The organism is Alcanivorax sp. 97CO-5, assembly GCF_000524665.1.
In the GTDB taxonomy this organism is placed as follows: domain Bacteria; phylum Pseudomonadota; class Gammaproteobacteria; order Pseudomonadales; family Alcanivoracaceae; genus Alcanivorax; species Alcanivorax borkumensis.
Map to the genome: position 1 here is coordinate 132,304 of NZ_KI965904.1, position 15,014 is coordinate 147,317.

Consider the following 15,014-nt stretch of genomic DNA (forward strand, 5'->3'; position numbering starts at 1 on the left):
CCTATTCAAGCGTCGTCATCCGATTCCACGGCAACGCCGTCAACCATCTCTTTAAGCTGACCGGAGCGGTACATATCCATAATGATGTCGCAGCCGCCAACCAATTCGCCGCCCACCCACAACTGCGGGTAAGTCGGCCAGTTAGCATATTCTTTCAGATTCTGACGAATTTCTGGGGCTTCCAGAATATTCACATAGGCAAACGGCTTGCCAACGGCGGTCATCGCTTCCACCACCTGTGCGGAAAACCCACACTGGGGAAACTGGGGGGACCCTTTCATGTAGAGGATCACCGGGTTCTTTTCGATCTGGTCTTTGATGACCTGGATAACATCCATACTGACTACCTGGCGGTTGTGGGGTGTATTGGCTGTGGTTGGCCACTATTCTACCACTGATGGCCCTGCCCATCCCAGATGGGGTCACAGAGGCGCAGCTTCAAGAGGCACGAAACAGAAAAGGGGGCTTAAAGCCCCCTTTTCTTCTTACCACAAAGAGCAACCTCAGAAATGCACTTTCATGCCCACGTAGCCAGTACGCGGCTTGTTGGGGCGAGCACCGGCAGGGTCACGAGAAACGATTTCTTGATCGTCAAACACGTTATCCACTTTGACATACACTTCCATATCACTGTTCACCTGATAAGTCGCCACGATATCGGCAATCACGTAATCGCTGGTGCGTTTGAACGTGGTGACTTCTCCCGGGCGGTCACAGCTATTATCGATACACATGCCATCGGTGTGACTGACTGACATCAGCGCAGACCAAGCCGCCGGCTTCTCCAAACCAAACGTCAGGCTAGCCAAATGCTCAGGCAGGTAAGGCAACACATCGCCCTCCAGCACCGACAGGTCATCCGCATCCTTGGTGATTTCACCGTCAGTGTAGGTATAAGCCAGCCGTACCGGCGCTCGCAGGCCACTATCACCTTCCCAAATCACACTGCTCAAGCCCACTTCCAGACCCCGTACTTCCGACTCACCAAAGCTCTGGGTGCCAAAGTCATTGCCATTGGGGCATGGATTAGCAATAGAACAGTTCTGAATGGTATTTTCATAATCGCTGTAGAACGCAATCACATCCGCACTGAAGTTTTCCTGCCAGTAGCGGAAACCGGTTTCGTAGTTAACGCTTTTTTCCGCATCAGTGCCTTTCTGGGAAGACGCGCCTGCCGGCGCAAAGCCCTGGTGAACGCCCGCTAACAACGACCAATTGTCATTGAGCAGCCAAGTAGCCCCCAGCCCCGCCATCAGTTCTTCGTTACGATTTTCAGTGCGTGAGCTCACCGTGTTACGTGCCGGATCGCCCCAACGCTTGCTCTTGCTTTCCACGTTCTCGTAGCGCAATGAGCCGGTGACAATAAAATCACCAATATAAGCGTGATCTATAATCCAGGCAGACACAGCATCCGCATTTTCCAAACGGTTATCACCACCCGTGGGCAAGGTGGACGACTGGTACACCAAGCTGCCATTGACCTGATCAAAGGTGTCCGTGGGCTGATAACGATCCACTTCATCCTGATGGTAACGAGCCCCGACAATCAGATCATTGTCCACAGAACCGGTCTGGAAACGGTGATTCAATTCAGTCTGCACACCTTCAGAGATGTACTCCCGATTATTGTTCTTGAATACCAAATCCGTGGCATCAGCAGCACCACTCAACACGGCCTGCTTAGTGCCACCATTAGCGTTAGCATCCGCCACAAAACCACCAATGCTCTGGCCACCAATACTGGCCAATTTGTACCAGTTACGGTTGAACTCGTTACGATACACCACGGAGTTCAACTGGGTGTTCTCGTCAAACACTAAGGTATGGCGCAAAGATACCGCGTCTCGATCATTATCCATCTGATCGATATCGCTCATACCGTAGCGACGGTTGGCATCATTCTCGAAATCCCGGTCGGTCAGGCCCAGGTAGGTTTCATCAGAAACCTCACTGGAATGCTCCAGCTTCAACTCAAATGCCTGTTGAATATCCGCGGTTTCCGGGGCCTGCCAGCGCAGCTTGGCGACATAATCACGCTTATCAAAACCACTATCGCGGTTGGAACGGTCGATATCCTTGAAGCCTTGAGCTCGTTGTTGATGGGTTTCCAGCATGAAACCAAACTGACCTTCGGTGGCCCCATAATAGGCATGGGCACGCTGCGATCCATCTTCACCACCCTCCACATTCACCATGCCAGACGCACGGGCAGGAATCGGGGTGGACAGGAAGTTAATGGACCCGCCCACGGTGAAGGGCCCATAACGCAAGGTATCCGGCCCTTTCAACACCTCAACACCGTAGAAACGACCGGCACTAGGGAAATAATAAGCGGCCGGAGCAGCATAGGGGGCCGGCGCAATCAGCACACCATCTTCCATCAAAGAGATTTTACTGGAGCGATCTCGGCCGGAACCACGGATACCGATATTTGGGCGCAGGCCGTATCCATCTTCTTCCTGGAAATACACGCCGGGCACGTCGCGCAGCATGCGGTGCACATCGGTGTTTTCCTTTTCTTCCAAATCTTCGTTAGAAAGCACGTGGGCAGAGCCACTGACGCTAAAAGTGCTCTGACGATCCCCAATAATCTGTACCGGTTTCAGCTCATTGGCTTGATCAGCAAAAGCTGGAGCGGCCATAGCGGAGGCGATGGCACAGCAAAGCAAGCGGCGCTGCAAATACATGACTTTTCCCTTCCCGACGCAAATGTAAATAATGTAAGCGCGCAGAAGATATAACGAAAAAGAATCAATATCAATATGCTATAGTTCTCATTTGCATTCCCTGCCGCGATACCCGCCACCGCCGGGTGAAGCCACTAACAACCGATCACCGGGGCGAGCGGTGAAGCTGGCTTTCGGTGGCAACAACCGGCCGTTATGGCGGTTTTCCCCCACCGCTCCACTCTGCCCTCCGGCCAGCCCCCAGGGAGCGAAAAGGCGACGCTCAGTAAGCAGGGTGACCTGGGCATCAGCCAAGAACTCCAACTCACGGACCAAGCCCTCGCCCCCCATAAACTGCCCACTCCCCCCACTGCCCCTGCGCAATTGATAACGGTGCACCCTCAGCGGATAGTGAGACTCAAGGCTTTCGACTGGCGTATTAAGAGTATTAGTCATATGACTGTGCACCGCCGACAGCCCAGGGCCACCAGCATGAGCGCCCGTACCACCGGCCATGGTTTCGTAATAATCCCAGCCATTGTCACCGCCAGCGCCCATAGCCACATTATTCATGGTTCCCTGACTGGCTGCGGGAATTGCCTCCGGCGCCGCCTGAGCCAGCGCACCCAGCACCACATCCACCACCCGTGAACTGGTTTCCACATTGCCGGCAGCCACCGCCGCCGGGCGGCGGGCATTGAGCAACGAGCCTGGCGGAGCGGACAGCTTTATAGGCCGAAAGAGACCATCGCAGGCAGGCACGTCATCGTCCATCAAGCAGCGAAAGCAGTAATAGACCGCTGCGGCTGCCACGGACAACGGGCAATTGATATTTCCCGCCACCTGATCTGCCGTGCCACTAAAATCCAGAGAGGCCTGATCTCCGCAAATCGTGAGGCTGACGGTAATGAGGATGCCCTGCTGGCCTTGGCCATCGTCGTCCATGTAATCCTGGAACCGGTAACAACCATCCGGCAGGGTCGCGATGCGAGCGCGAGCACGCTTTTCACCATACGCATTGAGGGCATCAAAGGCCGCCACCAGATCAAATTGCTGATCGGCCAGCTCCGCCAAACGCCGGGCACCCGCCTCACAGGCACTAGCCTGGGCAGAAAAGTCGGCAAAACGCGGAGTCTCTACCGGCAACGTCCCGTGCTCCTCCAGCCCGGCTAGGCGCCGGCACAAAGGCACCTGCCATTGCCCTGCGCGTTTTAGCCAACTGGGAGCAATAACAATCCCTTCTTGCTCCAGATGGGTAGATACCGGCATGGATCCAGGGCTGTGGGCACCAATATTCGCATGGTGGGCCCGGGTCACAGTGAAGCCCATTAGGGTCTGCGACTGAAATACCGGCGCAACCACCGTTACATCCGGCAAATGCGTGCCACCCAAATAGGGATCATTCACCACCATCAGATCTTCTGCCTGCCACTCTCTGCCCGTGACCAGATCCGCCATGGCATAAGCCATGGACCCAAGATGCACCGGGATATGGGCCGCCTGGGCGCACAGCCGACCTTGGGCATCAAAAATAGCACAGGAAAAGTCGAGTCGGTCCTTGATGTTCGGGGACAGCGCACTCAGGCGCAATACCGCACCCATTTCCTCACAGATACCGCCAAGGCGGTTGGCAAAAATACTCAGCTGGACAGGATTCATAGGGCAATAGGCAGTCAATAATGAATAGTTGATAGCGAAAATCTAATGCAGAGCAGTCTGCCCTTGTTCATTGTCTTGCATCAACTATTAACTATTGGCCAATAACTGCGCTATTATCGGCGGTTCCGGCAGCCCTCGGCTGCCGTTTTTTGTTTTGGGACGGGAACCAGACGCGGATAAGAGCGCACTGGCTCGTTATCAATTATTCATTGCCAATTATCAATTGCCTGCTATGTCGCAATATTTGATCCCCACCTACGCGCGCCAGCCAGTGGCTTTCGTGCGGGGCGAAGGCGTGTGGTTATATGACGAAAACGACCACAAATACATGGATGCCATCTCCGGAATTGGTGTGTGTAACCTAGGCCACTGCCACCCGGCGGTGACCCGAACCCTGGCTGAACAGGCCAGGCAATTAGTGCACACGTCCAACCTGTACCGCATTCCCGCCCAAGAATCGCTGGCGCAGCGTCTGTGTGAGTTGAGCGGCATGGCAAACGTGTTTTTCTCCAATTCTGGTGCAGAAGCCAACGAAGCGGCCATCAAGATTGCCCGCCTGTACGGCTCTCGCAAACAGATCACCTGCCCCACCGTGGTGGTGATGGAAGGCAGCTTTCACGGCCGCACCATGGCCACCTTGTCGGCCACTGCCAACGCCAAGGTGCAGGAAGGTTTTGCACCCTTGCTGGACGGCTTTGTTCGCGTCCCGTTCAATGACTTGGCGGCAGTAGAAGCATTAGCAGAGAACCGCGACATCGTCGCTGTACTGGTAGAACCGGTGCAGGGCGAAGGTGGCATCCACATTCCTGCGGACGACTACTTGGCTGGCCTGCGCGCCCTGTGCGATCGCAACGACTGGCTACTGATGCTCGATGAAATACAGTCCGGCAACGGCCGCACCGGGGATTACTTTGCCTGCCTGGGTGCCAATGTCACTCCGGATGTGCTGACCACGGCCAAAGGCCTAGGCAACGGCTTTCCGATTGGCGCCTGCCTGGTTGCCGGCAAAGCCGAAGGTGTGTTCGGCCCCGGTAATCACGGCAGCACCTACGGCGGCAACCCGTTGGGTTGCGCTACTGCCCTGACCGTCGTCAATGCGCTCACCGATGATGTCATTGATGGTGTGGCCGACAAAGGCGCCTGGCTGAAAGATGCCTTTACTCAGGCGTTTTCAGACCTGCCCATGGTCACCGAAATTCGTCAGCGGGGTCTGATGCTAGGTATCCAGCTCGATCGCCCTTGTCCCGAGCTGGTCAACCGCGCCCGCGACGCCGGCCTACTAATCAATGTCACCGCCGGATCCGTGGTACGGCTACTGCCACCGCTAGTGATCAACCAAACTGAAATGCAGCATCTAGTGGACACCCTGTCTGCCCTGATCCACCGTTTTGCCGATGAGCAGGAGGTCGCATGACCCGTCATTTCCTGACCCTGACCGATCTAACTCCAGATGAACTCGGCTACCTGATTCAGCGCGCCATTGAGCTGAAAACCATGCTGCGCAACGGCCAGAACCATGAGCCATTGAAAGGCAAAACGCTGGGCATGATTTTCGAAAAATCATCCACCCGCACCCGGGTATCCTTTGAAGTAGCGATGACCCATTTTGGTGGCTCCAGCATCTTTCTCTCGCCCCGAGACACTCAGCTGGGCCGGGGTGAACCGATTGAAGATTCAGCACGGGTACTGTCACGCATGGTCGATGCGGTAATGATCCGCACCTTTGACCACGCCACCCTGCAGACCTTTGCCGACCACTGCGCGGTACCCGTGATAAACGCCCTCACGGATGACTTCCACCCCTGCCAGCTACTCGCCGACATGCAGACGTTTGTAGAGCATCGCGGCAGCATCCAAGGCAAGAAAGTGGTGTGGGTCGGTGATGGCAACAACATGTGTGCCAGTTACATTAACGCTGCCAACCAGTTTGATTTCGAATTGGTCATCAGCTGCCCAGACGGCTTCACCCCAGATAACGACCTGCTGGGCCGCTATCCGGAGCGGGTCAGCTTAGAAGCGGACGTGGCCACCGCCGTGCAAGGCGCTCATCTGGTAGTGACCGATGTGTGGGCTTCCATGGGCCAGGAAGATGAACAGCAAACCCGCCTTAACGCGTTTGAGGGTTATCAAGTCACCCCTGAACTAATGGACAAAGCCGATCCGGATGCGCTGTTCATGCACTGCCTGCCCGCCCACCGTGGCGAAGAAGTCAGCCACGAAATGATGGACGACCCCCGCGCCGTGGTCTGGGACGAAGCCGAAAACCGCCTGCACGCGCAGAAAGCCTTGCTGGAATTTCTGCTCACTGGCCAACATTGATGGCAACGCTGCACGCCTCACACGCATACGTTTGCGTGTTGCGTGCAGCCTAGAGCTGCGCAATCATGAAAGAACCACTGCTTAGCCTCAATCATCTGGCCTGCGGCTACCACCAGCAGACCGTCGTCAATGACCTGAGCCTGACGCTGGCCGCCGGGGAAATCGCGTGCCTGCTCGGCCCAAGTGGTTGCGGAAAAACCACCACCCTGCGCGCCATTGCCGGGCTGGAACCAGTAACCTCCGGCTCCATCAGCATTCTGGGCAAAACCGTCTCCGGCCCCCACCAACAACTACCACCCAACCAGCGTGGCCTGGGCATGGTGTTTCAGGAACATGCCCTTTTCCCCCACCTTACCGTGGCCGACAACGTAGCCTTCGGCCTGCGGCACCAAAGCCGCTCGCAACGCCAGGAACGCGTGCAAGCCTGCCTGCAACGAGTGCGCCTTGGCGGCCTTGATCAACGCTACCCTCACGAACTTTCCGGCGGGCAACAACAGCGCGTCGCCCTAGCCCGAGCACTGGCCCCCCAGCCAGCCCTGCTGTTGCTGGACGAACCCTTTGCTAGCCTGGATTTGGATCTACGCCGGTCGCTGGCCCAAGAATTAGGCGATATTCTCCGTCAGGAAAAAGTCACCACCTTGCTGGTAACCCATGACCAAGAAGAAGCCTTTGCGTTGGCCGATCGGGTGGGGGTCATGCAGCAAGGCCGGCTAGAACAATGGGATACCCCCTACAATATCTACCACGCCCCGGCGAATCGTTTCGTGGCAGAATTCGCCGGTTACGGCACCTTCCTGCACGGCACGGTGCACGACGGTAACACCGTTCACACTAGCCTTGGCGATGTGACCGGGCGCAGCCGCGTACCCCTGCAACCCGGCACCGAGGTGGAAGTTCTGCTACGACCGGAAGATGTGATCGCCGACGAATCCGCTCCTCTGGCCCTACCCGTCACCCGCCGCCAATTCACCGGTGCAAGCATCCTCTACCACCTAAGAGTCGGCGCCAAAGAAACCCTGCTCTGCCAAACAGACAGCCACACCAATGTGGTAGAAGGCGACAATCTTCATGTCCGGCTGGGAACCAAGCATCTGGTAGCGTTCGAAACGCATTGAACGTTGAAGTGCTAACCATGCAAAGTGCATATTGGCCTGCGCTACAACAATGAGACCCTTTCCATCGTAAATGACTTGCTCTGCGGCACAGGAGTTTATCGTCTAGCGGAGCCCGCTGATCGCATTGTTCGACTTTCAACTCATGCAACTCGGCTCTGGTCCCGCCCCCCGGCCTTTGCCCTATATAAGCCCTGATCCGCCCGGTTAAGCAACTCGTCCACGCTCTCTCCCTCCTGGTAAGCCGCCACGCCCACAGACAGGCTGACTATCGCCGGCCCACCTTGAGCATCGAAGCGTTGTTCGCGCCAACGCAAGCGCAAGCGTTCTGCCACCAGTAAAGCACCTTGGGCGTCACTCTGCGGCAACACCAGCAGAAACTCTTCGCCACCCAAGCGGCCAAAGTGATCGCCATCACGCATTCCCGACAACGCCATCTCGGAAAACTGACGCAGCACTCGATCGCCCCAGTCATGGCCATGACGATCATTAATTTTCTTAAAGTGGTCAAGATCCACGTAACACACCGCAAACGGCACGCTCTTACTGCTGAACAAAGCCCTCTGGCGCTCCAGAATTTCCAGTAAGTGGCGGCGGTTAAACAGGCCAGTGAGGTCATCACGAATGGCCATTTCCCGTACCTTTTTCACTGCATTGGCGAGGTCACGATTTTTATCGACCAGAGCGTCGCGAAGGCGATTAATACTGCCACCGGTGACGGCAAAACTCACCGAAATCATGGCAAATACCAACCATTGCAACAGCTCCACTGACAGACTCAAGTGTACCCAACGATCCTGCAGAGCCAGCCACAGCATCAACGCATAGGCCGCACTGGCCATAAACGCCACTGCCACCATGACTTTGCCACTGAGCCGAAACGACACTAACAATAACGCGGCAAAAAATAGCGTTACCACGCTGAGCCGAAACTCATCCACGTAATAGCCCGACACCATGAACACGCCGATAAAATACAGGATTAACGGTAACGATAAGCTCGGCTCACGCAGCCTAAAGGTGATGCCTGTTGCCATCAGCAGCTGGTAAGCCAACAGAGAGCCCCAGACCAGCAAAGCCAGCACCAACGCCTCCGTCAGCGAGATATCCATGTAGCCAAGCTGAAAATAAACCACGCACAATAGGGTGTGCATAGCGATGATTACCATGGCAGAACGACTATGCCTTTGCATCAAGCGTTTCTCGCTCAATCTCAGCTTTTCCGCCTGATGCAAAGCATGCTTCATTCGGTTTCCCCGATGATCAGTTTATCGCGTCCGGTTTCCTTGGCCCGATACAAGGCGAGATCGGCTCGCTTAATCAGTTGTGCGGGAGTTTCACCATCCGCCCGCATGGCCAACCCCCCGGACACCGTCACCATCAGCCCCGGAGCATCTTGAAAACGCTGGCTGCGCATGCTCATCAGAATACCTTCCACTAAGTTACGTGCCTCCTCCTGGTCACTCACTGGTAGCACCAACATGAATTCCTCCCCCCCCAGCCGGGCGGCCAAATCCTGCTTGGTCAGGTGGCGACGGGCCACATCCGCAAAACGCTGCAAGACCGCATCGCCCATACGGTGGCCATACTGGTCATTGGTTCTCTTGAAGTGATCCAAATCCAGGTATACCACCGCCAACTGGTACGCCCCGCGGGCAGACTGTCCGCACGCATTATTTAATAGCTCCATGGCATGGCGGCGACGATAGAAACCGGTCAATTCATCTTTCACTGCCATCTCGTGAATGCGCTCGACAATTTCTGCTAACTGCTGATTACGCCTGCCCAATTGGAACCGAATAGTGGAAATTTCAGACGCCAACAACATGGCCGCCACCACCATGACACTAAACAACCCCCACTGAATCCACTCGCCCCGGGCATCAATCGCTTCCGGCCAGTACACACAAATAACCCCCAGCACAATTGCGTAGCCCAACACGCAATAACTGGCCAGCGCCATGAACTGCCGCAACGACGCCTGAAACACCCCAAGCTGAACAATGGCGAAGAAAAGCAGCATGACACACAGGCGTACCTGATCCACGAATAACGCCGTTATTAGCAACCCGGTGGTCGACCACACCATTAACGGCATAATCATGGAAGGCTCCGCCAAACGGCGATTCAGCCCCATCAGCATGAATAGAATAAAGAGAAGATGACCCGCCCAAATGCCGGCAAAAAGAGAATAGAAAAGGAACTCTCCACCCCGGAAAAAATCCAGCTGTAAAGCGATCCAACAAAGTAGAGTATGGGCACCGCCACCCGCTAGGATCGCAAACCGCACGCGGCGCAGCTGTTGGGACTGCAAAGCCACAGGGTGAAGCGTTAACGTTTGATCCATGCCGGATTCCTGAGTTGGTGCAACCCTCCCCATTAGCAATCGCACCAACTGGTAGCATAATATTATTATTGATGTGCTAATAATAATACTGAATGTCGACTACGTCACAGTTTGATCATCCCCAAAACCGAACCGTCCATCGTTATAAAGCGCTCTTTACTGCCAGCGAAATCCTTAACATTTATGCAAGTTAGCCATCAATTAGCACCCCGTGAGGTCTGACAAACTCGAGCCACCGCATCCCGCCACCCTTGATAGCGCTTCTGCCGCTCCGGCTCAGCCAGCGCGGGGGAAAAGCCCCGTTCACAACGCCATTGCTCTGCTATGGATTCCAGTGATGCATACAACCCGACCCCCAGGCCAGCCAGATAGGCAGCCCCCAAGGCCGTGGTTTCGGTGACTACCGGTCGGTCCACACAGACGCCCAGCACATCCGACAAGGTCTGGCTCAGCCAGTTATTCACCACCATTCCACCATCCACCCGCAGGGTGGTCGGCCGGGTGCCACAATCCGCCGCCATAGCATCCAGCAAATCCCGCGATTGATAACACACGGCCTCCAGCCCCGCGGTGACCACCTCGGCAATCCCAGTATCACGGGTCAACCCCATTAAGGCTCCCCGAGCATGGGGGTCCCACCACGGTGCGCCCAAGCCAGTAAAGGCCGGCACCAGATACACGCCTCCGGCAGAACCGACGCGGCGGGCCAGGGCTTCGGTTTCTCTGGCATCCCGAATTAAATGCAAGCCATCTCGTAGCCACTGAATCGCCGCTCCAGCCACAAAAATAGAGCCCTCCAGTGCATAGGTGGTTTTGCCATTGAGGCGATAGCCCACGGTGGTCAGTAAGCGGTTATGGGATTCCACCGCCTCACCCGTATTCATGACCATAAAGCAGCCGGTGCCATAGGTGCTTTTCACCATCCCCGGAGCAAAACAAGCCTGCCCCACCAACGCCGCCTGCTGATCACCGGCAATACCGGTCACCGGCACCGCCGCGCCCAACAATTCCGGGCAGGTGGTACCGAAATCAGCGGCACTGTCGCGCACGTCGGGCAATACCGATGCAGGCACATTGAATAATGTCAGCAGCTCTTCATCCCAGCATTGCTCATGAATATTGAACAATAAGGTACGCGACGCATTGGTGGCGTCAGTAGCGTGCACCTTGCCACGGGTCAGCTGCCACAACAGCCAGCTATCGATAGTGCCAAAAGCCAACTCTCCGGCTTCTGCACGCTGACGCGCATTGGGGACGTTATCCAGCAACCAGGCCAACTTGGTAGCGGAGAAGTATGGATCCAGCAACAAACCTGTTTTGCTACGCACCTGATTTTCATGACCCTGATCACGCAACGCTTCACAGGTAGACGCCGTACGACGATCCTGCCAAACAATTGCCCGGGCCAACGGGTCACCGGTTTCGCGATCCCACAACACCGTAGTTTCACGCTGATTGGTAATACCAATGGCCACCAATTGCTGCGCTTCTACCCGGGCATTGCGCAAGGCTTGCTGACACATGGCCAAGGTATCATTCCAGATTTCCATGGCGTCGTGTTCCACCCAGCCATCCTCGGGAAAATACTGGCGAAACTCTTTCTGAGCCTGCCCGCAAGCGTGCCCATTGGCGTCGAACACAATCGCCCTTGAACTGGTAGTGCCCTGGTCGATGGAAAGGATATAAGGCATGGCTCGGCTAACCTTGTTATGCATATGGGGGTAGAAATCAAACAAATGCCACGAGATAGCATAGAAAGCGTATTTTAAATGAAGACCGGATGACACATTGCACAATAACGGCCAACCCAATAGACCTTATCGGCTACCAGCGGCTTTGTGCAAAGGCCTAAATAGAGGAACATTTAAGCTTTCCCTATTCAATGAAGTTCGTTCACCCGCCCTAGCACATGCTGGCCCTGCTGATCCTTGGGCAAGGTCACGGTAAAGCGGGCACCACCTTGCGGGCTTTCATCCACGCAAATCCCGCCTCCGTGCCAATCCACAATACGTTTCACAATGGACAAACCCAAACCGTACCCACCGCTGGCCCGGTGGCGGCTCTTATCCAAACGGGCAAAGGGTTTAAACACCCGCTCGCGTTCGTGCTCTGGAATCCCCGGGCCGTCGTCATCCACATGAATGAACACCAGATCATCACTCTCCTCAACCCGCATAACAATATGGGATTTAGCGTAGCGCAAGGCATTGGTCACCAAGTTCTGAAGCACCCGATGCAGATAGCGTTCCTCCGCTTCCACTTTGAGGGTCGGGCAAGCGTTGTTCACGGTGATGACCGTTTCATCACGAATGGTTTCCAACTCATCGCGCAGCTGTTCGCACAATTCGCCAATCACCACCGGTTTGAATTCAATATTAGGAGTGCCTTGCTCCAAGCGAGCATAGGTAAGGATTTCGTCAATCAGCTGATCCAGCTGTTCGATATCTTGATCCATAGCATTGAGCTTTTCACGGCGACGCTCCGCCGACTCAATATCGGCAAGCATCTCCAGCCCAAAACGCAACCGCGCCACCGGGGTGCGTAATTCATGGCTCACTGCGCGAGTCATCTCTCGCTGTGACTCAATCAAACGACGAATATGTGCCGTCATACCATTAAAGGTTGCTGCCACCTGCCCGATGGCATCACTGCCTTCGATATTGGCATAGGCTCCCAGGTCCCCACTGCCCAACTGACTCACCGCCTTATCAAGCCTCTTGAGTCGCCGCTGCAGGGGGCTCACCTGTAGATAAGTGGCCAGCGCCACCGCCAACAAGCTGGTAATACCAGCAATCAACAGCAACTCAATAGGAAACCGGTCAAACAAGCTCAGCGGGCCAAGCACCAACAATTTATCGGTTTGTGCCACCGGCGCATAAATCCGGATACTGGAATCATTGCGAGTACTGTCGTCAAGAGCAATAACCACCTCACGGCGCCCGAGTCGCTGTTCTTGCTCATCATCCAGAGAGACATCATCGCGCTGCAGCAACGTCAGAGGGTAACCGAACTGACGCTGCAAAGTAGTCAACGCCTGATCCCACTCTGATTCTTGGAAATGGGACAAATAATGAAGGATCAACACAGCCGTAGCCCGCGCCTGTTGTTCAGACACCTTGGTCATCCGCGTGTTGATATAGACATCTTCGCCAGGAAGCTGAAACAAGACATCGGCGTAGCCCGCATCGTCATTCAGACGCATCACCACAAGGCCGTCTTCAAGGTGCAAACGTTCCCGATACCCCAGCGCCAGATCATCACTGGAGAGCAGCGCGATCTCGGCACTGAACAGCTTGCTAAGCACCTGACTCCAGCGATCGCGGTCGCCAACCTCATAATGCTGGTAGCCTTCCGCCATCAGAAAGAAGGTACCCCGGGCCATCTTTTCACGGTACAGGTCGGATCGGTAACTGTTCACCAGCTCCACCGCACCATAGGTGATGGCGCCGATCAAACACAGCGCCAGCAACAAGCCCCCGTAGAGCCTCAGGAAAATACTATTCAAACATCACCCAGCGTCATCCCTGCGCCGCAACGACCAACTCAGCCGTTATATTGCGCCGATTTCCTTGACGAACAGATACCCCTTGGAGCGTACCGTTTTGATGCGCTTGGGGTTTTCTGGATCGTCCCCCACTTTAGGGCGAATCCTGGAAATACGCACATCAATAGAGCGGTCTTGCCCGTCATATTGAATGCCCCGCAGTTTCTCGAAAATTGTTTCCCGTGACAGCACCGTGCCCGCGTTGGACGCTAGCAGCCAAAGCAAATCGTATTCCGCACTGGTAAGATCCACCGAATCGCCGGCCAAAGTCACTTCGCGGGCAGAGTTATCGATCACTAAGGCACCGAATTCCAAGCGTGCCGGTGAATTATCACGCTCACTATCCGTTTCCACTCGACGTAACAAGGCACGGATCCGCGCCAACAACACCCGGGGTTTAACCGGCTTGGCCACGTAATCATCGGCGCCCATTTCCAAGCCCAGCACCTGATCCATATCATCGGTGCGAGCGGTAAGCATGAGAATGGGATTCTTATAGGCACTGCGCACTTCACGACATACCGTCAGGCCGTCGGCACCGGGCAGCATCAAATCTAGCACCACCAGATCCGGCTGATCCGCACGAATACGGCGAATAGCTTCTTCACCGTCGCTGACTACCGTCACACCAAGGCCATTGCTTTGCAGGTATTCACAGGTTAAATCGGCAAGACGCTCATCGTCTTCTACGATCATGATGGCTGGCGGGTTATCCTGCACAGTTGTCATCCCGTCCTTATCCTTCTTGAAATTTGTATCGTTATTGTCGTTTTGTTCCAACGCCAACCCGGCAAACTGTAACAAACGTATCTCTATCGTATGTTTATACGCATACGCGTTGTACACGGCAACCTCTCAGGCGGCTCATCATACAGACAACAACGCCCCTGTGGTTTTCCCATACTTCTCCCAATATAGACGCCTTATATACAACAATCTGCAAGAGCACCCCCATTAACAAACACTATATCTAGTGTGGCATGCCCCAAAAAAAGCCTTCTCAATGCACTCACATTGCCCCACAAGTTATCCACAAGATTTCCCCAGGTGAAGTGCTTGCAAATAAGTAAGCACAACTATACCTTGTACCAGAGTCAGGCGCGCACCCCAACATGTTGGGTTTTTATAAAGCTAACGCCTCCCCAAGACAAAGCAGTCTATCGCACCGGAAAGTGCAATCTCATCAGCGATTTAGCACTTTCCTGACAAGCAAGGGGGAAAATTACGTCATGAATAAGACACAACATCTTGTGGTTCGTGCGCTCACGACCCCACCATGCATTACCTAAAACACGATTTAACGCGCCATGGCCGTACGGCCATGGCGTTTTGCGTAGTGAAGCCGCCAGGTTCACAGCACACAAACA

At 55.1% G+C, this 15,014-nt stretch carries 11 protein-coding genes; 3 read left to right on the forward strand and 8 right to left on the reverse strand.

Annotation, left to right across the window (positions count from 1 at the left end; all coding sequences use genetic code 11):
• Positions 1-5: 5 nt before the first annotated feature.
• From grxD to Y017_RS11245, 3 genes are all read right to left on the reverse strand, one after another.
• Positions 6-338: a Grx4 family monothiol glutaredoxin gene (gene grxD, locus Y017_RS11235; RefSeq protein WP_011588007.1), complete on the reverse strand. Its 333-nt coding sequence runs from the start codon at positions 336-338 to the stop codon at positions 6-8.
• Positions 339-503: 165 nt separating this feature from the next.
• On the reverse strand, positions 504-2,687 hold the full coding sequence (locus tag Y017_RS11240; protein ID WP_035460843.1) for a TonB-dependent receptor domain-containing protein: 2,184 nt from the start codon (positions 2,685-2,687) through the stop codon (positions 504-506).
• A gap of 87 nt (positions 2,688-2,774) precedes the next feature.
• Entirely contained in the window at positions 2,775-4,325 is a 1,551-nt protein-coding gene (locus tag Y017_RS11245; protein ID WP_035460844.1) for a hydantoinase B/oxoprolinase family protein, read from the reverse strand.
• Positions 4,326-4,557: 232 nt separating this feature from the next.
• On the opposite strand from Y017_RS11245, the gene Y017_RS11250 reads away from it, so the two are divergent.
• The 3 genes from Y017_RS11250 to Y017_RS11260 all read left to right on the forward strand — a co-directional run bounded on the left by Y017_RS11250 (position 4,558) and on the right by Y017_RS11260 (position 7,759).
• A complete protein-coding gene (locus tag Y017_RS11250; protein WP_035460978.1) occupies positions 4,558-5,739 on the forward strand; it encodes an aspartate aminotransferase family protein in 1,182 nt (393 codons plus the stop codon).
• Entirely contained in the window at positions 5,736-6,644 is a 909-nt protein-coding gene (gene argF, locus Y017_RS11255; protein WP_035460846.1) for an ornithine carbamoyltransferase, read from the forward strand. Before Y017_RS11250 ends, argF begins: the two co-directional genes overlap by 4 nt.
• Positions 6,645-6,709: 65 nt before the next feature.
• Positions 6,710-7,759 (forward strand): ABC transporter ATP-binding protein, encoded by a 1,050-nt coding sequence (locus Y017_RS11260; RefSeq protein ID WP_035460847.1) that lies wholly within the window; start codon positions 6,710-6,712, stop codon positions 7,757-7,759.
• Positions 7,760-7,899: 140 nt separating this feature from the next.
• Here Y017_RS11260 and Y017_RS11265 read toward each other — a convergent pair whose 3' ends face one another.
• From Y017_RS11265 to Y017_RS11285, 5 genes are all read right to left on the reverse strand, one after another.
• Positions 7,900-9,003: a GGDEF domain-containing protein gene (locus Y017_RS11265; RefSeq protein WP_035460848.1), complete on the reverse strand. Its 1,104-nt coding sequence runs from the start codon at positions 9,001-9,003 to the stop codon at positions 7,900-7,902.
• Complete coding sequence (locus Y017_RS11270) at positions 9,000-10,103, reverse strand: diguanylate cyclase (protein ID WP_035460850.1); 1,104 nt, start codon at positions 10,101-10,103, stop codon at positions 9,000-9,002. The genes Y017_RS11265 and Y017_RS11270 overlap by 4 nt, the downstream gene beginning before the upstream one ends.
• A 197-nt stretch (positions 10,104-10,300) precedes the next feature.
• Complete coding sequence (gene glpK / locus Y017_RS11275; protein WP_011587999.1) at positions 10,301-11,794, reverse strand: glycerol kinase GlpK; 1,494 nt, start codon at positions 11,792-11,794, stop codon at positions 10,301-10,303.
• A 188-nt stretch (positions 11,795-11,982) separates the two neighbouring features.
• Entirely contained in the window at positions 11,983-13,608 is a 1,626-nt protein-coding gene (locus tag Y017_RS11280) for an ATP-binding protein (protein ID WP_011587998.1), read from the reverse strand.
• Between the two features lie 45 nt (positions 13,609-13,653).
• On the reverse strand, positions 13,654-14,376 hold the full coding sequence (locus tag Y017_RS11285) for a response regulator (protein WP_011587997.1): 723 nt from the start codon (positions 14,374-14,376) through the stop codon (positions 13,654-13,656).
• Between the last annotated feature and the right edge of the window lie 638 nt (positions 14,377-15,014).